Here is a 20,088-nt window from a genome sequence, read left to right as displayed (position 1 = left end):
TCTCGACGTCACAAGCCAGGACGGATTCCGTTGTCCAATCGAGACGGTCCGTCTGCCGCTCAACCCACGTCGATACCGAAGTCCCGGACGATTCCTTCGAGACCCGATGCGTAGCCCTGGCCGATGGCGCGAAATTTCCATTCGGCACCGCGGCGGTACAGCTCACCGAACACCATGGCGGTTTCCGTCGATGCGTCCTCGCTGAGGTCGAAGCGGGCGAGCTCACGCCCGTCCGACTTGTCCACCACGCGAATGAAGGCGTTGACGACCTGACCGAAGTTCTGGCCGAGGGCGTCGGCGTTGTGGATGGAGACCGGGAAGACGATGGAGTCGACCTCAGGGGTCAGGGCTGCGAGGTCGACGTCGATGCTCTCGTCGTCGCCTTCGCCCTCTCCGGTCCGGTTGTCGCCGGTGTGCTCGATGGCACCGTCGGGGGATCGCAGGTTGTTGTAGAAGACGAAATAGTTGTCGCTCAGTGCCTTCTTGGTCGTGCCGAGGCCGATGGCACTGGCGTCCAGATCGAAGTCACCGCCGGTGGTGGCGCGAACATCCCAGCCGAGCCCGACGCTCACGGCGGTCAGATTCGGTGCTTCCTTCGTCAGCGAGACATTTCCACCTTTGGCAAGCGTTACGCCCATGTCCATTCACTCCTCAGCGCGTTCGTCCGTGCATCGTCTCTCCACCATATTCATGTTCGTGACGGGGTTGCGCGAGGTGCTCGTGTGAAGCCGGAGGGAGACGTTGCGGGTGTGAGCAGTGAGGCTGGCGGTACCGATGGGTTTGTGGTGGGATACGACAAACGACGAAAGCTAGCAGTGGTTGTGCACATTTTCGAGTAGGCGCGCCGCGGCGATCGAACGGCAATGGAGATTTCTGTGCAGGTGTCGCGACGTGAACTGTTCAAGTACGCCGCCGCGGGGTCCGCGGCCGCCGTCGGCCTGGTTGCGGTGGGCACAGCGACCGCGCACGCCGACGCCGGACTCGGAACGCTCGTCGACTACTCGGGTGGAGTGCCGTCGGCCTCGGCGATCAAGGAGGCCGGTCACCTCGGGGCCGTCCGCTACGTCTCCGACCGCCGTCCCGACGCGAACTGGATGATCGGCAAGCCGATGCGCAAGTCCGAGGCCGACTCGCTCACCTCTGCCGGGCTGGAGGTGGTCTCGAACTACCAATTCGGCAAAGGGACCACATCGGATTGGCGCGGGGGATACGCGGCGGGCGTGAAGCATGCCACCCGCGGCCTCGAACTCCACACGGCTGCCGGAGGTCCTGCGGACCGCCCGATCTACGTGTCGATCGACGACAACCCCACCGCGGTGGAGTTCGCGACTCTGATCGCGCCGTACATCCTGGGCTGGGAGTCGGTGATCGGAGCCGAGCGAACCGGTATCTATGCCAATTCACCGACCATCGAATTGGCTTCGGTGGCAGGTCTGGGTCAGTGGTATTGGCAGCACGATTGGGGAACCCCCAAAGGCTTCGTTCACCCGGCAGCGCATATTCATCAGATTCGAATAGACAAGGATTTTGTGGGTGGGGTCAAAGTCGACATCAACAATATTCTGAAAGCCGATTACGGGCAGTGGTCGAAATCTGCCGCCGACATTCTCTGAAATGCCATCGATGTAATTCTTTCCGAACGCACCGAATGCGGTGCGCTGTTCGGTGCGTTCCGTGCGGACGGCTACATTCTGCATTCGCCCACAGAAAACAGTTCGCCCCCGGCCTCTGCTGAGGCCGGGGGCGAACTGCGGTGGTCTGTGCGTGCGAGCTACGGGACGTAGACCGTGCCGATGGTGGGCAGGAAGGTGCAGCTCCGCGGAGCCGACGCGGGATCTTCCTTCGACTGTGTGGTGATCGATCCGGAGACGACCGACAGGACGCGTCCTGGGCCGGTGTCGGCGATGGCAGACAGCGTTGCCGGGCCGTCGGTGTTGATCATCGCCGCGCCGGTCAGATCCTGAGTTCCCGAGCGGCGATTGTCGATGTTGAGCCAGGTCACCGTCAGAGGAGCTGCCTGCTCTGGGGCAATCGGCGCGGTGCCGAGGGCGGTGAAGACGAAGCCGGCCTGGCCTGCACCCGGTCCGGGAGGCGGCAAGGTGGCGGGGCCGGGTACGGCCAGTGCGGTTCCGACGGAATCGGCGGTGTCGGAGATGCACCCCACGCCGAGTGTCGGGTAGAGGAACTGGGCGATGACGGGACCGTCCGTCGGCAGTTCCGGGCCGCCGCCGCCGGAGCCGTCCAGGAAGGTGATGACTCGTTCGAGCAACGCCTTGACCTGGTCCGGTAGCTGCGCTGTCTCGAGCAGTGCGCGGGCCTGACCCAACAGGTCGGCGGCCGGAGCGGCTCCGACATCGGCAGGTCCGGCTGCGGCACCGAGGATGGCGGGTGCGAACGAGGCGAGTGCCTCCACCTCGGCCAGGTTGGGCATGGGCTCACCCGGGGCGGGGAGGAACTGGGCGATCAGATCGGCGGGATCGGCCGGTGCCGCGGGCAGATCTGCCGGTGCCATGGGCACCAACGGCTGCGCGGATACGCTGGTCGGCACGACTAGTGCGGCGGCTGCGGCTACGGCCAAAGCTGTAACTACGCGACGCGTTCCGCGGGTACGAAGCACGGTGATGTTCCCCATTCTGATCATGACGCGGGCCCTCGGCGACAGCCGGTGCTCGAGGGGTCACTCTATGTAGCGCAATCCCCGATGTACAGCCGTTGTCGATGGAGCCCTTCCCCGTCGCAGCGATGCCAGGGCAGTCTATTGGTCGCACGCTGCGAATTCTCCGCAGACGCACACGATAACCTGTTACTGGAGTTGTCAGTGTGAAAGGTGATGCAAATGTTACTCGCGTGCATCCGCGGTTAGGGCAGCTGTTCGGCGCCCTATAAGCTCGACGATCGATACACGGCATCGATACCGAACGGAACCGCACGCACAGTGAACCGACTCGTTCGGCTGGCCCCCGTTCTGCTCGCGGTCTCGGTGATCAGCCGATTCGTCTGGGCCTTCGCGACGCCCAACGGAATGAACCTCGTGGACCTGCACGTCTACGTCGACGGCTCCGCTGCTCTGCTCGGCGGCAATCTGTACGACTACACGTATTCGGTTCAGACGCCGGACTTCCCGCTCCCGTTCACGTACCCGCCGTTCGCCGCGCTCGTGTTCTTCCCGCTGCACTACCTGCCGTTCACGGTGGTCGGCGTCCTGTGGCAGGCCGCGACCATGCTCGCACTGTTCGCGGTGGTGCGTCTGGTTCTGTCGATGATTCTCGGCGACGAGCGAGCCGCCGAGTCGCGCTGGGTCCGCATCGCAATGCTCTGGACCGCACTCGGGCTGTGGTCGGAACCGGTGCGGACGACGCTGGACTACGGCCAGGTCAACGTGTTTCTGGTGCTGCTGGCGATCCTCGCGGTACGCAGCAGTCGGTGGTGGGTGGCAGGCGGGCTCGTCGGTGTCGCCGCAGGGATCAAGTTGACTCCCGCCATCACCGGTCTGTACTTCCTGGCGACGCGGCGATGGAAAGCGGCAGCATTCTCTGCGGTGGCGTTCGCCCTCACGGTCGTGGTCAGCTACGCGGCACTGGGGCAGCAGGCCTCCACCTACTTCACCACGCTGCTCGGCGACGCCGACCGCATCGGCCCCGTCGGCTCGGTCTGGAATCAGTCTCTGCGCGGAGCGCTGAGCCGGATCGTGGGCGAGGACGTCGGCCAGGGTCCGTTGTGGATCGCCGCCGCGGTGATCGCCACGGTTCTCGCTGTGCTGGCGTGGCGAGCACTCGATCGCCGCGACTACCTGGGAACCCTGGTCATCGTCCAACTCCTGGGCTTGTTGGTGTCGCCCATCTCGTGGTCGCATCACTGGATCTGGGTGATTCCGATGGTGCTCTGGCTCGTGCACGGGCCACTGCGCGACATCGCCGGAGCCAGAATCGTCGCCGGCTACTGGCTGGTGACAGTCACGGTGGGGGTGCCGTGGTTGCTCAGCTTCTTCCAGGAGTCGATCTGGACGATCCCTCGTCCCGGCCTCGAGGCCGGGGCCGGTGCCGTCGACGTGATCGGATCTATTCTGTTCCTCGGCTGGGTCGTCTATGCGGGACGCATCAGTGCGCGGTCAGCTGGTCGATCCGACGCGCCAGATCCACATCCTTCTGTGTGAGACCGCCGGCAGAGTGCGTGGACAGCGTGAACGTCAGCGTCCGCCACCTGATGTCGATGTCGGGGTGATGGTCCGCCTCCTCCGCGGCGTCGGCCACGCGGTTCACCACCTCGATCGCTGCTCGGAACGACGTCAGTTCGACGGTTCGGGTGATGGATTTCTCCACCACGGTCCACTCCGTGAGCCGGGCGTCCTCGATGTCGCGGTCGGTCAGCAGTTCGGTCATAGAAAGATGGTGGCATGTCCGGTACCCCCACCGCTGTGGTTGTCGCAGCCGCGTTGACGCACGAGGGCGCGCTGTTGCTCGCGCAACGAACTCGTCCGCCCGAGTTGGCGGGCCTGTGGGAACTGCCCGGCGGCAAGGTCGAGCCGGGGGAGTCCGAGGACGCGGCGCTGGCGCGCGAGCTGCGTGAAGAACTGGGGGTGGAGTGCTCGATCGGTGCCGCGCTCAGTGGAGACGTCGACCTGGCCGGGGGACTCGTCCTACGCGCCTATCGAGCCACCCTGGTCTCGGGAACCCCTGCGGCGCTGGAACATTCGGCTCTGCGCTGGGTGGACGCGGCAATGCTGCCGACGATGGACCTGGTCGATGCCGACCGACTGTGGTTACCCGAGCTACTGGACATCTTGCTCACTTCGCCCGAGCGGTCTTCAGGCCCTTCTTGAGATCTTTCTTGGTTGCGCCCGCCGATTCGAGCTTCTTCATTCGCATGATGACGACCGGGCATGTGACGCACCGAACCTTCTTGCGGCAGCATTTTTTCTTGGGCTTCATCCCCGAGACATCTGCGGCCTTTACCTTGCCCATGAGCACCAAGACTAATGGGTGGCGCAGGTCACAGACCTGAGGGTGGCGCGGGGCACCGTCGGACTACGGGTAAACTCGATCAGTCGCGAGAACCTCGCGGTGCAGCGCGCTTCTCTAGCGACATAAGCCCGCTAGCGAACAAGAGCCCGCATTCGACTCCAGGAGAATTTTTCGCGTGAGCGCCCCAAGCAGTGCAGACAACATCGACAGCACCACCACTTTTCGCAACGTAGCCATCGTTGCACACGTCGACCATGGCAAGACCACCCTGGTCGACGCCATGCTTCGGCAGTCCGGCGCGTTCGAGGAACGTGCCGAAGCGATCGACCGCGTCATGGACTCGGGTGACCTCGAAAAAGAAAAAGGCATCACGATCCTGGCCAAGAACACGGCCGTTCACAAGCGCAACGCCGACGGCACCATCACCGTCATCAACGTGATCGACACCCCCGGCCACGCCGACTTCGGCGGCGAGGTCGAGCGCGGCCTGTCCATGGTCGACGGCGTCGTGCTGCTCGTCGACGCATCCGAGGGCCCGCTTCCGCAGACCCGCTTCGTGCTGCGCAAGGCGCTCGCCGCCTCGCTGCCGGTGATCCTGGTCGTGAACAAGACCGACCGTCCCGACGCGCGCATCGAAGAGGTCGTCTCGGAGAGCCACGATCTGCTCCTCGACCTCGCGTCCGACCTCGACGACGAAGCGTCGGAGGCGGCCGAACTCGCACTCGACCTCCCCGTTCTCTACGCCTCCGGCCGCGAGGGCAAGGCGTCGCGCGTCCAGCCCGAGAACGGCAACGCTCCCGACGCCGAGAATCTCGACGAGCTGTTCGAGGTACTCCTCAACTACGTCCCCGCGCCCAAGGGAAACGTGGACGCGCCGCTGCAGGCCCACGTCACCAACCTCGACGCGTCGGCCTTCCTCGGCCGTCTCGCCCTGGTTCGTATCCACAACGGCCAGCTCTCCAAGGGCCAGACCGTGAGCTGGATGCGTGAGGTCGACGGCGAGCCCGTCGTCCAGAAGGCCAAGATCACCGAACTGCTCAACACCATCGGCGTCGAGCGCGTCCCCGGCGAGAAGGGTGTCGCAGGCGACATCGTCGCCGTCGCGGGCTTCCCGGACATCATGATCGGCGACACCCTCGCCGATCTGGAGAACCCGGTCGCTCTGCCGCGCATCACCGTCGACCAGCCCGCCATCTCGGTCACCATCGGCACCAACACGAGCCCACTCGTCGGACGCGTCAGCGGCCACAAGCTCACCTCGCGCATGGTCAAGAGCCGGCTGGACCAGGAGCTCATCGGTAACGTCTCCCTCAAGGTCCTCGACATCGGTCGCCCCGATGCGTGGGAGGTCCAGGGTCGTGGCGAGCTCGCGCTCGCCATCCTCGTCGAGCAGATGCGTCGTGAAGGCTTCGAGCTCACCGTCGGCAAGCCCCAGGTGGTCACCCAGCAGGTCGACGGCAAGCTGCACGAGCCCTTCGAAGAGCTCATGGTCGACACACCGGAGGAGTACCTCGGTGCCGTCACTCAGCTGCTCGCCGCACGCAAGGGCAAGATGGTGCAGATGACGAACCACGGCGCAGGCTGGGTTCGCATGGAATTCATCGTTCCCTCGCGCGGCCTGATCGGCTTCCGCACCGAGTTCCTCACGGACACGCGTGGCACCGGTATCGCCAACGCCGTCTTCCACGGGTACGCGCCGTGGGCCGGTGAGATCCGCGCCCGCCACACCGGTTCGCTCGTCTCGGACCGCCACGGCACCGTCACCCCGTTCGCCATGATCCAGCTGGCCGATCGCGGCACGTTCTTCGTCGAGCCGGGCGCGGACACCTACGAGGGCATGGTCGTGGGCATCAACCCGCGTCAGGAAGACCTCGACATCAACGTCACCCGCGAGAAGAAGCTGACCAACATGCGTCAGTCCTCCGCAGACGTCATGGAGACCCTGGCCAAGCCCAAGAAGCTCGACCTGGAAATGGCCATGGAGTTCTGTGCAGGCGACGAGTGCGTCGAGGTCACCCCCGAGGTCGTCCGTGTCCGCAAGGTGCACCTCGATTCCAACGAGCGCGCCCGTGAGCGTTCGCGGAGCAAGACTCGCGACAAGGCTGCTCTGTAAGACTCACTTCGTGCAGCAGAAGCGACGTGTCACCCTTGTGGGGCGCGTCGCTTCTGTCGCACAAGGTAGCCGACCACGAAGGAGATCCTCGTTGCGCAAGGTGCTGATACCGACGGTTCTGGTTCCTGCCATGGCTCTGGTACTCACCGCGTGCACCGCGGATCCGCCGCCCCCGATCGAGAGTGTCGAGACCTCGGTCAGCACGACGATGGTTCCGGCCGAGACCGGTGATCCGGTCGTCGTCGCCATCGACGACGTCGGCATCGGCTTCAACCCACATCTGCTGGCAGATCAGTCGCCCGCAACGGCAGCGGTCAGTTCGCTGGTGCTGCCCAGCCCGTTCCGCCCGGTTCGGAACTCCGACACCGGGGCGACCACCTGGGAGCCGGACCTGTCGTTGCTGATTTCGGCCGAGGTGACGTCGCAAGCGCCGTTCACCATCCGGTACCAACTGCGCAACGAGGCCCAGTGGTCCGACAGCGCACCGATCGCCGCCGAGGACTTCCGCTACCTGTGGCAGCAAATGATCGCCGAGCCCGGTGTCGTCGACCCCGCGGGATACGACCTGATCAGCGACGTCACGTCCTCGGGCGGGGGCAAGACGGTCGACGTGACGCTGTCCTCGCCGTATCCGGCCTGGCAGCGACTGTTCTCCGATCTGGTCCCCTCGCACCTGCTCAAGGACTCGCCCGGCGGTTTCCAAGGGGGGCTGACAGACAACGTGCCGGTCTCCGGTTCCAGGTTCAACATCAAGACCGTCGACAAGGGTCGTGACGAAATTCTGCTCGAGCGGAACGACCGATTCTGGGACGAGCCCGCAGCACCCGATCAGATCCTCATCCGTCGGGGAGGCACCCCGGCACAGCTGGCCGATTCTCTGCGGTCGAGTGATGCCCAGATCGCCCAGGTCCGTGGCGATGCGGCGCTGCGGGCGCAGCTTTCGGCGATTCCCGGGGTGCGGACCGACACCATCAGGCAATCGCGCGTGCTGTCCATGACTGTCAACGGGCGAGCGCCGAACATGTCCGATCCTGCTGTGCGACAAGGAATATTCGGCCTGCTCGATCCGAACCTGTTGGCCACCGTCGGAGCGGCAGGGGGTGCGACGGATCGTCGAGCAGCAGCACAGCTGTCCTCTCCGTCCGACCCTGGCTATTCCGCGACAGCGCCTGCTCCGATCGGCACGACGGCTGCCCTCGATCTGCTGGAACGGGCCGGGTTCGTGCCGACACCCGATGCGCTGGTGACATCCACACCGAGTGCCGCGACCACCGCCGCACCGACCACGACCGCGGTTCCCACCGGTGCGGCCGCGACGACGGGCGCTCCGGTGCCGAGTAGCACCCGCCTCGCGGACGCGACCAGCACCGCCCTGCGGTTCGTCATCGGTGCCGTCGAGAACGACGACATCGCGCTCGCTGTCGCCGGCACCGCCGCGGACGAACTCGTCGGCGCGGGGATCGATGCGACCGTCACGCCGCTGCCCGCCGACGAGCTGTATTCGACGGCGTTGACCGAGGGAACCGTCGACGCGATAGTCGGATGGACGAGTGCAGGAGTGGACCCCGCGACGGCCCTCGCGTCCCGCTTCGGCTGCGTCGAGGAGAGCTCCGACGGTGGCGACACCGCTATCGAGGCCCCGCGGAACCTGTCCGGGCTGTGCGTGCCGGAACTGCAACCGAGAATCGACCGGGCCCTGGTGAGCGGTCTCGATCCCTCTGTAGCCACCAACGACGTGGAGCCGGCGCTGTGGTCTCTGGCGTCCACGCTGCCGATCATGCAGGACTCGTCGGTGGTCGCGGCCGTGCCCGGTATCACCGGCGTCTCGCTGACCGGCCCGGTGGAGGTCGGAATCTTCGCCGACGCCGCGCAGTGGATGCGGACGCCCCGGTGACCATCCCGAGGTGCCCCCGGGTGATCGTGTTCGATGTGAACGAGACATTGTCCGATATGGCTCCGATGGCGACCCGATTCGATGACGTGGGAGCGTCGCCGCAGCTGTTCCCCACGTGGTTCGCGAGCGTGTTGCGCGACGGTTTTGCGCTCGCGGCCGCGGACGCTGCTCGGCCGTTCGCCACCGTCGGTGCCGGTGCGCTTCGGACGCTGCTGTCCGAGGCCACGCTGAATCGCGATACGGACGGCGCGGTCGAGCACATCATGACCGGGTTCACCGATCTCGACGTTCATCCCGACGTGGTCGAGGGTGTGAGAGCCCTGGCAGCACTCGGTATCCGACTGCTGACGCTGAGCAACGGCTCGGCGTCGGTCGCGCAGACCCTGCTCGACAGAGCCGGGGTGCGTGGCGAATTCGAGACGCTGCTGTCGGTCGAGGCGGCGGGCCGGTGGAAGCCGCACCCGCAGTCCTACCGGTACGCACTCGACCAGTGCAGGGCCGAGCCCGAGGACACCATGCTCGTCGCCGTGCACCCCTGGGACATCGACGGCGCACACCGTGCAGGCATGACCACGGCCTGGATCGATCGGGGCAACAGCCCGTACCCCGCCTATTTCGCCGCACCCGACGTGCGCGCGAGCTCGCTACCGCACCTGGCGCAGCTACTCGGCGAGCGGGGACGGGAAGACAGCGAGAGACAGCGGAGCGACAGTGAGTGACGGATCGATGACGGGCCAGACAAGTGCTGAGCAGACGATGACGGAGCCGCAGCGGTTGCTTCTGGTCCACGCGCATCCGGACGACGAGACCATCACCACCGGCGGCACCATCGCCCACTATGTTCGCGCCGGTGCCGATGTGACCGTGCTGACCTGTTCGCTGGGCGAGGAGGGTGAAGTGATCGGCGAGACCTGGGCCGATCTGGTCGTCGATCGCGCCGATCAGCTCGGTGGCTACCGAATCCTGGAACTGCATCGCGCACTCGCGGCCCTGGGCTGCAATCCACCCCGGTTCCTCGGCGGAGCCGGTCGCTGGCGAGATTCGGGGATGGCCGGCACGACGGCTGCACGCAAACCGCGCGCGTTCGTCAATGCCGATCGCGACGAGGCGCTCGGAGCACTCGTGGCGGTGATGCGTGAGCTGCGGCCGCAGGTCGTCGTCGGCTACGACCCCGAAGGGGGATACGGACATCCCGATCACCAGCAGGTGCACTCACTGGTGACCGAGGCCGTCGAGGTCTGCGGGACGGGTTCCTACCCCGACGCGGGAGCGCCGTGGGAGGTATCGAAGTTCTACTGGACCGTGACCGGCCAGGACCAGCTGCACTCGGGGCTGGCCGCGATCGACGGCCTCCCGTCGGGATGGCGACTGCCGGAGGACGGGGAGCTGCCGAGCGTTCCGGAGAGCACGATCACCACCAGCATCGACATCCGCGGTGTACTCGACGCCAAGAGGGATGCGCTCCGCGCCCACGCCACCCAGGTGACCGTCGCGCCGTCGGGCAGCGAGTACGCGCTCTCCAACAACATCGCCCAGCCGATCCTGCTCGACGAGCAATATGTGCTCGTCCGCGGTGAACTCGACCCCGATGAGACGGGCAGGGAGAACGATCTGTTTGCCGGCGTACTAAGCTGTGGTCCGCATCACTGAAAATACACACCGGTACTGATCTCACCACAACAGGGGCGGAACACATATGTACAACTGGGTAGTGCAGGACGCCATCGTCGCGTTCGTCGATTCTCTCAAGCCGCAGTTCGGCGCGCAGGCAGATCTGTACCAGTACGTATTGGGACAGATCGCCATGGGCGCGAGCAACCTGCTGACCTCGCTGGGATACCCGCCGGTTTCCTGAGTACCGGTGCACTGAAACAACCAGGGTCAAGGCAGTATTGGGCGCATGATCTCGAAGGCCGCATCCAATACTGTCGCCCTGGTGTCCTGGGCGACCGTCGCAGTACTGGTGTTCGACGGTTTCCTGTCCGGAATTCTGTCGGTCTTCTTCCTTCCGACCTACCTCGGGTCGGTGCAATTTCCCATCAGCGCGCTGCTCGGCGGGATCGCCAACGTCGCGTTGGTCCTGGCCGCACGCAAAGTAGCGGAACGGCCGATCTGGGTGGCGTCACCCCTTGTCGGATGGTTTTTCGCGGTGGTCCTGTGCATGTTCGGCGGCCCGGGCAACGACGTTCTTCTCCTCGCCGATTGGCGCACGATGCTGCTCATCGTCGCCGGTGCAGGCCCCGCCGGTGTGCTGCTGTTCATGTTCCGGATGAAGGCGATCACAGCAAGCGTGCATGCCGACCCGCATTCCGCAGCACATCCTCGATCATCGTCGGAGTCAACAGTCCGGTGAAGGTGTTTCGCTGGCTCACGTGATAGCTCCCGAACACGGTGATCGAGCCCAGGTCGAGTCGCACACCATGGCCGAATTTCGGTGCGGGACGGGGTATTTCCCACCCGTTGGCGGCCAGTGTCGGTAAGAGGGACTGCCAGCCGAATGCCCCGAGAACGAGCACCGAGCGCAGAGTCGGACGCAGCAACCGTAGTTCGTCGTCCAGCCAGGGCCTGCACGTGTTGCGTTCGGCGGGCGTCGGCTTGTTCTGTGGGGGAGCGCAGTGCACCGGCGCAGTGATGCGAACCCCGTTGAGCGTCAACCCGTCTCCGATGTGCGTCGCGGTGGGTTGGCTGGCCAGCCCGACGGCATGCATCGCGCGGTACAGCACGTCGCCGCTTCTGTCTCCGGTGAACATCCGCCCGGTGCGGTTGGCACCGTGCGCTGCCGGGGCGAGCCCGACGATCAACATCGATGCATCGGCCGGGCCGAATCCCGGAATTGCCTTACCCCAGTATGTTTCGTCGGCGAAGGCGGCCCGCTTCTCGGCGGCGACCTGCTCGCGCCACCGCACCAGGCGAGGGCAGGCGCGACACTCGGACACAGCGAGGTCGAGTTCCTCGATGCTCTGCGGTCGCGTCATGTCAGGTTCGTTGCAGCCAGACGTCCCCGGCTCCCGGGGTGACGGCGTCGATCATCGCCCATGCATTCTCGATGGGGATGTCGATCACCTCGTAATGTCCGACGCCTGCGGGAGTGGCAGCGACGATGGTTGCCACCCCGGCGCGGCGCTGGAAGAATGTCTGCCGCACGGTCCAACCGATGATGCCTGCGGCTTCGAGGCTGTGGCGAGTCCGGTCGAGCGAACCGTGCTGGGTGATGAGCCAGCCAGGCAGCACGGCATGGCCCAGGCCTCGGTAGCGATCGTGAGCCAGGCCGAATGCAGCGACGAACAACACCGCGATCGCTGTCCACGCGAGGATCGGAATCGGCGCGCCGAAATACTGTGCAACTCCCAGGCCGGCAGCGATGACCAGGAGTGGCAGCCCTGCCCGGGTGTAACGGCGGCGACGCGCTGCGGGTCCGTGCTGCAGCAGCGGCTGGTCGGCACTACCGTGCAGACCGGCCTCGCCGAGCACGGTGGTCATCATGCGTAGCGCCTCGGCGCGCGGGGCCTGGGGGAGCAGCAGGGACGATTCTTTCTTCTCGGCGCTGACGCCGGTCATGATGGCGTCCAGTCTTGCTCCACCGGCCGCACGAAGCAGCAACGGTTGGGACAGAGAGGTGCCGCGCAGCCGCTTGCGATCGAGTGTCGACTGGCGAGTGCGCAACAACCCGTGGCTGACATGCATGGTGCGTTTCTGGTCCATCACCGTGAGGTTGGCGTAGGCCAGCAGATAGCGGACGCACGCGAAGATGCTCGACACGACGAGCAGTGCCATCAGCACCACGACGACGAACACCGCGATTCCCAATCGCTCGGCTGAGTCGATGCCGGTGGAGACCACCGACGATTCGGCCAGTGTCTGCCCGAGCCCGTACTGGAAAAGTACGCCGACGGCTGCGGCGATGGTGACGATACCGGTGATGGAGAACGGCGCGAACCGCACCCATGAGAACTGCCAGTGCGCAATCTCCGCCCCGGAATCCGCTGGTGTGCTGGGTGTTCCGTCGGTCGCCGGGATCTGCCCCGAGACTCGCTGCAGCAGATCTCCGCGCAGTGCGGGCACCAGTGCGGTATCGAGGGCGTTGAGCTCGAAGGCCTCACCCTTGCCTGCCTGTTGGCCGGTGCCGATGCGCAGGATGGACAGGCCGAGTACGCGGTGCAGAACGTTCGCTTCGACGTCGACCGACCGAATTCTGTTGCGCGGAATCGAGAGCACCTTCTTCTGCAGCACCCCGGTGCGCAGTTGCACGTGTACCGGACCGATTCGGTAGCTGGTGGTGAACCACCGCAGAATCGCGAACACCACGACGACCACGAGAAGGCCCAGACTCCAGAAGTGGTTCCCGCTCTGACTACCGACGAAGAACGAGATCAGCAGCACCGGCAGAATCTTGATGCCCTCGTTCACCGGATGCACCAACAACATTCGCTTGTCCAACCGCAGCCAAGGCTGCTCCTCCTCGACGGCGAGGAGGTGCTCCTGGTCGGTCACGTGGCGTCTCCCACGGTGCGGCCGGCGATGTCGGTGAGTCGCGCGACCGTCTTGTCGGCGACATCCTGGTCGAGCGCCGTGATCTTCACCGCACCCGCGGACGACGCCGTCGTCACGGTGACCGTCGCCAACCCCAGCATGCGGTCGAGCGGTCCGCGCTCGGTGTCGACGGTCTGCACCCGCGAGATCGGTGCGATGCGTCGCTCCTGGCTGAGCCAGCCGGTTCGGGTGTAGACCGCGGTGTCGCTGATCTCCCAGCGATGCACGCGGTACCGCCACTGCGGCACGACCGCGATGTTCAGGACGGCCAGCACGATGGATGCGACGAGGACGGCGACATGCGGCCAGGTGGTCCACGTCGAGTCGACGACAGCCCAGACGACCTGGGCGACGAAGACCGGTACCCACAGCAGACCGGCACTGAGAGCCCAGAGCAGACGCGCACGCGGAGACGGTTGCCACTGTGGATCGGTCATCGTTGTCACGGGTACAAACCTAGCCCTCACCCGCGCACGAGGGCGGCAGTCCGACCCGCGGGTGGCACGTGCGTACCAGGAAGGCGCATGATCGACTGGTGACTTTGCAGCCTGACTCCGCTCCAGCCGCCTCTGCCATGCGTCGCGTTCTGCGTCGTGCCCGCGACGGGGTGTCTCTCAACGTCGACGAGGCCACGGTGTTGCTGCATGCGCGTGGGGACGATCTGGTGGACTTGATGGCGTCGGCTGCTCGGGTTCGTGATGCCGGGCTGGAGTCGGCCGGTCGTCCCGAGACGGTCTCGTATTCGCGAAAGGTCTTCGTACCCATCACGCGGTTGTGCCGCGACAAGTGCCACTACTGCACGTTCGTCGCCGTCCCCGGCAAGCTCAATGCCTCCGGCCACGGGATGTTCATGGATCCCGACGAGATCGTCGACGTCGCCCGTAAGGGTGCCGCGCTCGGGTGCAAGGAAGCGCTGTTCACCCTCGGCGACCGACCGGAGGAGCGGTGGCCCGAGGCCAAAGCGTGGCTCGACTCCCGCGGCTACGACTCCACTCTCGACTACGTGCGCGCCATGTCGATCAGGGTGCTCGAGGAGACCGGCTTGCTGCCGCACCTCAACCCAGGAGTGATGTCGTGGCAGGAACTCTCGCGACTCAAGCCGGTGGCTCCGTCGATGGGGATGATGCTCGAAACCACCTCGCGCCGGTTGTTCGAGGAGAAGGGGCAGGCGCACTACGGCAGCCCCGACAAGGATCCCGAGGTTCGGCTGCGCACGTTGACCGACGCGGGCCGGCTCAACATTCCGTTCACGACCGGCATCCTCGTCGGCATCGGTGAGACGCTGCGGGACCGGGCCGAGTCGATCATGGCAATTCGCAAGGTGCACAAGTCGTTCGGGCACGTGCAGGAAATCATCGTGCAGAACTTCCTGGCCAAGTCCGATACCGCGATGCGGTCCGTGCCCGATGCAGGTCTCGAAGAATTCCTGGCGACGATCGCAGTGACGCGGATGGTGGTCGGCCCGTCGATGCGCATCCAGGCTCCGCCGAACCTGGTCGAGCCGGAGGAGACGGCAGCGTTGCTCGGCGCAGGCGTCGACGATTGGGGCGGGGTCTCGCCGCTGACTCCCGATCACGTCAATCCCGAGCGGCCGTGGCCGAACCTCGACACCCTGGCAGAGCTGTCGGAGAAGGCAGGCTACCGCTTGGTGGAACGTGTTGCTGCACAGCCGCAGTACGTGCTCGCCGGCGCTCCGTGGATCGATCCGCGGATCTCGGCGCACGTGCGGGCGCTGGCCGATCCCGAGACCGGCATGGCACGCGAGAACGTGAACCCGACGGGTCTGCCGTGGCAGGAACCGGACGAGGAGTGGGAGTCCTCGGGCCGCGTCGATCTGAACACCGAGATCGACACTCAGGGCCGCAACACCGAGACCCGCTCGGATCTGGCGAACGCGTTCGGCGACTGGGATTCCATTCGTGAGCAGGTGCGCGATCTGGCCGGGCTCGAGCGGGTGGACCGGGACCTGGTGTCGGCGTTGACGGCAGCGGAGAAGGACCCGGCCGGGCTCTCCGATGAGCAGTACCTCGCGCTCGCAACGGCCGAGGGCCCGGGCATGGACGCTGTCGCTGCGCTGGCCGACGATCTGCGCAGGCAGGTCAACGGAGACACCGTCACCTACGTGGTGAACCGGAACATCAACTTCACCAACATCTGCTACACCGGGTGCCGCTTCTGTGCGTTCGCGCAGCGCAAGGGCGACGCCGATGCCTTCACCCTGTCCACCACCGAGGTGGCGGATCGGGCGTGGGAAGCGCATGTCGTCGGTGCCACCGAGGTCTGCATGCAGGGCGGGATCGACCCCGAACTTCCGGTGACGGGGTACGCCGATCTGGTGCGGGCGGTCAAGGCCAAGGTGCCGTCGATGCATGTGCACGCGTTCTCGCCGATGGAGATCGTCAACGGGGCCTCGCGCGGTGGTCAGTCGATTCGCGAGTGGCTCACCGAGCTGCGCGCGGCCGGCTTGGATTCGATCCCGGGTACCGCCGCGGAGATTCTCGACGACGAGGTGCGGTGGGTGCTCACCAAGGGCAAACTGCCCGCCGCCGAGTGGATCGAAGTGATCACCACCGCGCACGAGGTGGGACTGCGTTCGAGCTCGACGATGATGTACGGGCACGTGGACAATCCGTCGCACTGGGTCGGTCACCTGAACGTGCTCAAGAAGATCCAGGACAAGACCGGTGGGTTCACCGAGTTCGTGCCGCTGCCGTTCGTGCACCAGTCCTCGCCGTTGTATCTGGCCGGGGCCTCGCGACCGGGACCGACCAATCGTGACAACCGCGCGGTGCACGCCCTGGCTCGCATCATGTTGCACGGCCGAATCGACAACATTCAGACGTCATGGGTGAAATTGGGAATCACGGGTACACAGGCGATGCTGAACGGAGGCGCGAACGATCTGGGAGGGACCCTGATGGAGGAGACGATCTCGCGTATGGCGGGTTCGCAGAACGGTTCGGAGAAGACCGTCGCGGAACTGCACGAGATCGCCGACGGCATCGGACGCCCGGTTCGTCAGCGCACCACCACCTACGACCCGGCCCCGGCCGTGTCGGTTGCCGGCCTGATCTGACCCTCGGGTCCCCTTTTCGAAATGGAGCTTGTCTGACATGGACGACCGTCGAGTCGCCGCGGTTCTGAGCAGTGCCGTCGCCATCATCCATCCCGTGCTCGACATCCTCGCGACACGCGACCCGATCGGGCTCAAGGGACGAACGTTTCGGCAGTCCTCCGCGGACGACTCGACGCTCGACAACGTCATCGACTTTCTCGCGAAGGCTTTCGACACCACAGACTTCCCGGGTACTGCAGGCTGGGAGGAGCTCGACAGCGACGCCCGCTCGCAGTGGTGGGTCAATCGCATCGGCGCACTCAACACCGTGGCCGTGGCGTTCCCCGGCGTGTTCGGCATCTTGGTCAACCGTCTGCCGATCCAGGATCTGCTCGGTTTCGCCAATCAGGCGATGGTGCTCGTGGCCGTGGCCCGCGAATCGGGTGTGACCGATCGTGAGACGCACGTGGCGTTGCTCGGGTCGGTGCTGTGCAAGCGCGATCTGACGTCGTTGGCCGACAGTGCTCCGCCGGAGAAGGAGGAGTCGCCCAAGTCGGGTCCGTTCGCGCTGCTGCGCGGAATGTGGCAGATCGCGAACGTGCTGCGCGACGTCGCCGGTGAACTGGAGAAGCGTCCGCACCCCCGCGGCATCTACCGCGTGCTCGGTGCCATCCCGCTCGTCGGCGGTGTCGCCGGATATCTCGGCGAGCGCGGTGCACTTTCGCGTGCCGCGAAACAGGGCCGAAAGTGGCTCGCCGCCCACCGTACGGCCTCTGCAGTCGGCGAAAGAGCCCCCGCGAAGCAGCTACGGAAGTGAGCCGACCGAGCCAGGTGAGGTCACCCTGGTCGGTTTGCTCCAGGTTCGGACGGCGATACTAGGATGCTCAGGGCGCGCGAGCGCCCGAAATCGATACAGGAGGGGAGAGCAGCAGTGACTTACTCGATTGCAGAACCGTGCGTAGATGTACTGGACAAAGCGTGCATCGAAGAGTGCCCGGTGGATTGCATCTACGAGGGTAACCGAATGCTGTACATCCACCCCGACGAATGCGTCGACTGCGGAGCCTGCGAGCCCGTGTGCCCCGTCGAGGCCATTTTCTATGAGGACGACGTACCCGAGCAGTGGAGCGCGTACGTCGGTGCCAACGTCGATTTCTTCGACGACCTGGGATCTCCCGGTGGCGCAGCGAAGCTAGGCAAGACCGATTACGACCCGCCGTTCATCAAGGCTCTGCCTCCCATGGGCGAGAACTGACTCCCTTGGTACGTACAGCGGTGGCAGCGGGGCTGCCCGATTTTCCATGGGACTCGCTGACCGCCGCGAAAGACAAGGCCTCGGCGCACCCGGACGGCATCGTCAACCTGTCGGTCGGTACACCGGTGGATCCGGTCGCAGAGGTGATCCGTGCAGCGCTGAATTCTGTGGCGAACGAACCCGGTTACCCGACGACCGTCGGTACCGTGGCGCTGCGGGAGACCGCGGTGGCTGCGCTCGAACGTCGGTACTCGATCACCGGTCTGACGCCCGACGCGGTGCTGCCTGCCATCGGTACCAAGGAAATGATCGCCTGGTTGCCGACGCTGCTCGGCCTCGGAGCCGACGATCTGGTCGTCATCCCCGAATTGGCATATCCCACCTACGAAGTGGGGGCGCTGCTCGCTGGATCGCGCACGATCCGGGCCGACGGCCTGAATCGGCTCGGGCCCGAGCGGGCGTCGCTGATCTTCGTCAATTCTCCGTCCAACCCGACCGGCAAGGTGCTCGGAGTCGAGCACCTGCGCAAGGTCGTCGCCTGGGCCCGCGAACGCGGCGCGATCGTCGTGTCCGACGAGTGTTACCTGGGTCTGACCTGGGACGCCGACGCCGTGTCCGTCCTCGATGCCCGCGTGTGCGACGGTGATCACACCAATCTGCTTGCCGTGCACTCACTCTCGAAGACCTCGAACCTGGCGAGCTACCGCGCCGGCTTCGTCACCGGTGATGCCTCCCTCGTCGCCGAGTTGCTCGAAGTGCGCAAGCACGCCGGCATGATGGTGCCGTTGCCGATCCAGGCCGCCATGACCGCGGCGCTGGCCGACGACGAGCACGAGAGCGTTCAGCGTGAGCGATACCGGGCCCGCCGAACGATTCTGAAGTCCGCCGTCGAGGCAGCGGGATTCACCGTCGACCATTCCGAGGCGGGGCTCTACCTGTGGGCCACGCGGGGCGAACCGTGCCGCGACACTGTCGACTGGCTCGCGCAGCGCGGAATCCTCGCCGCGCCGGGGGAGTTCTACGGGCCGGACGGTGGACTGCACGTGCGTATCGCGCTGACGGCCACGGACGAGCGCATCGACGCTGCGGCAGCTCGCCTACGCGGGTAGTCGGGTTTCTCTGGTGCGCTGAGCGTCCACTATTCGGCTCGTCGAGCGGGATCCCGTTTCTCGATGCGAATTGTGGACACTGAAATCAGTTGGCTCCGGGTCGGCCCGGGTGTTCTCATGTACCCATGACCCTCAGCCTGTTGCTCAGCTTCGCCGGAGTGTGTTTTCTGCTGGCGATTCTGCCCGGGCCCGATTCGTTTCTGGTGCTTCGCTACAGCATCGGCGGCCTCAGGCCAGGCATTGCCGCGGCGATGGGCGTCGCGATCGGTGGACTGTTCTGGGCCGTGTTGGTGGCCGTCGGGCTGGCGGCGATCGTCGAGCAGTCCGCGACGGCGTATCGCGTCGTGAAAATTCTCGGCGGGCTGTACCTGCTGTATCTGGGCGTCAAGGCAATTCGCGCGCGACGGAAGAAGAAGGTGGCCGGGGAGCCTCTGGTGCCCGTCGCTGCGTCCGCGTGGTCGGCGTTCGGTGCCGGGGTTCTCTCGTGCGCGCTCAATCCCAAGGTAGGACTGTTCTACCTCGCGGTGGTGCCGCAGTTCCTCACCGTGGTCACGTTCGCCGGTGCCATGACGCTCGGACTGGTCGAGGTGGTCGTCGCCGCACTGGTGATGGGAGTCTTCTCCGTGCTCGCCTCACGCGCGGTCGCGTTGCTGCGCAAACCAGCGGTGGCCGACTGGCTGGATCGCATCAGCGCTGGAATCCTGGTTGCCCTCGGCGTCGGAACGGTCGCGTCCTCGGCCTAGTGGATCACGGCAAGTAGGGGAAGTGGCAAGCCCCGAGTTTCACGACTGACGGGTGCGGGGGCGCGGACTGGATCTCGCAAACGCGCGCAACCGTCGGAATCAACAACAACCGACTCCAGACAGCTTGACATTGAGCGGCGTTCAGCAAATGCGCGCGCGTTTGCGAGGATCAGAGGTGCGCGGCGGGCAAGGCATAGGGACGTCGGTGCGCGGGACCGCCCGACAGCAGACGGGTCCGGATCCGGCAAACGCGCGCGCACTTGCCATATGCGCGCAGAATCGTGTCGCGAAACCGCTCGCGCGCTCAATGTCAAGCTGTCTGGAGTCGGTTGTTGTTGATTCCGACGGTTGCGGGCGGTTGTGGTGTGCAGGGGCGGCGGCGGAACCGTTCGGGGTGTCGGTCGTAGTAGGCCTGTTGGGCGCGATCG

At 65.6% G+C, this 20,088-nt stretch carries 21 protein-coding genes; 14 read left to right on the top strand and 7 right to left on the bottom strand.

Going from position 1 to position 20,088, the window contains the following annotated elements; all coding sequences use genetic code 11:
* Positions 1-59 precede the first annotated feature (59 nt).
* Entirely contained in the window at positions 60-638 is a 579-nt protein-coding gene (locus MTX35_RS16100; RefSeq protein ID WP_243595952.1) for a TerD family protein, read from the bottom strand.
* A 225-nt stretch (positions 639-863) separates the two neighbouring features.
* Here MTX35_RS16100 and MTX35_RS16095 point away from each other — a divergent pair, with 225 nt between their 5' ends.
* Positions 864-1,613 (top strand): DUF1906 domain-containing protein, encoded by a 750-nt coding sequence (locus MTX35_RS16095; protein WP_243595951.1) that lies wholly within the window; start codon positions 864-866, stop codon positions 1,611-1,613.
* Between the two features lie 158 nt (positions 1,614-1,771).
* Here the strand turns inward: MTX35_RS16095 and MTX35_RS16090 are convergent, their stop codons facing one another.
* Entirely contained in the window at positions 1,772-2,632 is an 861-nt protein-coding gene (locus tag MTX35_RS16090) for a hypothetical protein (protein WP_243596078.1), read from the bottom strand.
* Between the two features lie 303 nt (positions 2,633-2,935).
* Here MTX35_RS16090 and MTX35_RS16085 point away from each other — a divergent pair, with 303 nt between their 5' ends.
* Entirely contained in the window at positions 2,936-4,153 is a 1,218-nt protein-coding gene (locus MTX35_RS16085) for a mannosyltransferase (protein ID WP_243595950.1), read from the top strand.
* On the opposite strand, the gene MTX35_RS16080 is transcribed toward MTX35_RS16085, so the two are convergent.
* The gene (locus MTX35_RS16080) at positions 4,098-4,379 is read right to left on the bottom strand and encodes a 4a-hydroxytetrahydrobiopterin dehydratase (protein WP_243595949.1); all 282 of its coding nucleotides are present in this window, start codon (positions 4,377-4,379) and stop codon (positions 4,098-4,100) included. The two genes, MTX35_RS16085 and MTX35_RS16080, sit on opposite strands and share 56 nt — an antisense overlap.
* A 14-nt stretch (positions 4,380-4,393) precedes the next feature.
* Here MTX35_RS16080 and MTX35_RS16075 point away from each other — a divergent pair, with 14 nt between their 5' ends.
* Positions 4,394-4,819: a (deoxy)nucleoside triphosphate pyrophosphohydrolase gene (locus MTX35_RS16075; protein WP_243595948.1), complete on the top strand. Its 426-nt coding sequence runs from the start codon at positions 4,394-4,396 to the stop codon at positions 4,817-4,819.
* On the opposite strand, the gene MTX35_RS16070 is transcribed toward MTX35_RS16075, so the two are convergent.
* Positions 4,785-4,961, bottom strand: a complete 177-nt coding sequence (locus MTX35_RS16070) for a hypothetical protein (RefSeq protein WP_243595947.1) — start codon at positions 4,959-4,961, stop codon at positions 4,785-4,787. The genes MTX35_RS16075 and MTX35_RS16070 overlap by 35 nt on opposite strands.
* A gap of 175 nt (positions 4,962-5,136) precedes the next feature.
* On the opposite strand from MTX35_RS16070, the gene typA reads away from it, so the two are divergent.
* The 6 genes from typA to MTX35_RS16040 all read left to right on the top strand — a co-directional run bounded on the left by typA (position 5,137) and on the right by MTX35_RS16040 (position 11,321).
* On the top strand, positions 5,137-7,074 hold the full coding sequence (typA, locus tag MTX35_RS16065) for a translational GTPase TypA (protein WP_243595946.1): 1,938 nt from the start codon (positions 5,137-5,139) through the stop codon (positions 7,072-7,074).
* A 130-nt stretch (positions 7,075-7,204) separates the two neighbouring features.
* Positions 7,205-8,968 carry an ABC transporter family substrate-binding protein gene (locus MTX35_RS16060; protein WP_243596077.1) on the top strand — a complete coding sequence of 588 codons (1,764 nt, stop codon included), beginning with the start codon at positions 7,205-7,207 and terminating at the stop codon, positions 8,966-8,968.
* A gap of 20 nt (positions 8,969-8,988) precedes the next feature.
* Complete coding sequence (locus tag MTX35_RS16055) at positions 8,989-9,687, top strand: haloacid dehalogenase type II (protein WP_243595945.1); 699 nt, start codon at positions 8,989-8,991, stop codon at positions 9,685-9,687.
* A gap of 7 nt (positions 9,688-9,694) precedes the next feature.
* Entirely contained in the window at positions 9,695-10,618 is a 924-nt protein-coding gene (mshB, locus tag MTX35_RS16050) for an N-acetyl-1-D-myo-inositol-2-amino-2-deoxy-alpha-D-glucopyranoside deacetylase (protein ID WP_374230315.1), read from the top strand.
* A gap of 46 nt (positions 10,619-10,664) precedes the next feature.
* Positions 10,665-10,823 carry a hypothetical protein gene (locus MTX35_RS16045; protein WP_008714214.1) on the top strand — a complete coding sequence of 53 codons (159 nt, stop codon included), beginning with the start codon at positions 10,665-10,667 and terminating at the stop codon, positions 10,821-10,823.
* Between the two features lie 45 nt (positions 10,824-10,868).
* A complete protein-coding gene (locus MTX35_RS16040) occupies positions 10,869-11,321 on the top strand; it encodes a hypothetical protein (protein WP_243595944.1) in 453 nt (150 codons plus the stop codon).
* On the opposite strand, the gene MTX35_RS16035 is transcribed toward MTX35_RS16040, so the two are convergent.
* The 3 genes from MTX35_RS16035 to MTX35_RS16025 form a co-directional block, all read right to left on the bottom strand.
* Positions 11,248-11,943: a uracil-DNA glycosylase gene (locus MTX35_RS16035; RefSeq protein ID WP_243595943.1), complete on the bottom strand. Its 696-nt coding sequence runs from the start codon at positions 11,941-11,943 to the stop codon at positions 11,248-11,250. The two genes, MTX35_RS16040 and MTX35_RS16035, sit on opposite strands and share 74 nt — an antisense overlap.
* A gap of 1 nt (position 11,944) precedes the next feature.
* Positions 11,945-13,393, bottom strand: a complete 1,449-nt coding sequence (locus MTX35_RS16030; protein WP_243596075.1) for a PH domain-containing protein — start codon at positions 13,391-13,393, stop codon at positions 11,945-11,947.
* A gap of 62 nt (positions 13,394-13,455) precedes the next feature.
* Positions 13,456-13,935, bottom strand: a complete 480-nt coding sequence (locus MTX35_RS16025; protein WP_243596074.1) for a PH domain-containing protein — start codon at positions 13,933-13,935, stop codon at positions 13,456-13,458.
* Between the two features lie 98 nt (positions 13,936-14,033).
* Between MTX35_RS16025 and MTX35_RS16020 the strand changes: the two genes are divergently transcribed.
* The 5 genes from MTX35_RS16020 (at position 14,034) to MTX35_RS16000 (ending at position 19,660) form a co-directional block, all read left to right on the top strand.
* Positions 14,034-16,574: a bifunctional FO biosynthesis protein CofGH gene (locus MTX35_RS16020; RefSeq protein ID WP_308198137.1), complete on the top strand. Its 2,541-nt coding sequence runs from the start codon at positions 14,034-14,036 to the stop codon at positions 16,572-16,574.
* Between the two features lie 37 nt (positions 16,575-16,611).
* Complete coding sequence (locus MTX35_RS16015) at positions 16,612-17,370, top strand: hypothetical protein (protein WP_243595942.1); 759 nt, start codon at positions 16,612-16,614, stop codon at positions 17,368-17,370.
* 114 nt (positions 17,371-17,484) lie between these two features.
* A complete protein-coding gene (fdxA, locus tag MTX35_RS16010) occupies positions 17,485-17,808 on the top strand; it encodes a ferredoxin (RefSeq protein ID WP_008714223.1) in 324 nt (107 codons plus the stop codon).
* A 20-nt stretch (positions 17,809-17,828) separates the two neighbouring features.
* A complete protein-coding gene (gene dapC, locus MTX35_RS16005) occupies positions 17,829-18,917 on the top strand; it encodes a succinyldiaminopimelate transaminase (protein ID WP_243595941.1) in 1,089 nt (362 codons plus the stop codon).
* A gap of 125 nt (positions 18,918-19,042) precedes the next feature.
* Positions 19,043-19,660 (top strand): LysE family translocator, encoded by a 618-nt coding sequence (locus MTX35_RS16000; RefSeq protein WP_243595940.1) that lies wholly within the window; start codon positions 19,043-19,045, stop codon positions 19,658-19,660.
* The last annotated feature ends 428 nt before the right edge of the window (positions 19,661-20,088 follow it).

Source organism: Rhodococcus sp. ARC_M12 (assembly GCF_022810385.1).
Classification (GTDB): Bacteria; Actinomycetota; Actinomycetes; order Mycobacteriales; family Mycobacteriaceae; genus Rhodococcoides; species Rhodococcoides navarretei.
Note: the sequence above shows the minus strand (reverse complement) of the source record. Positions and strands in the feature narration are given on the sequence as shown.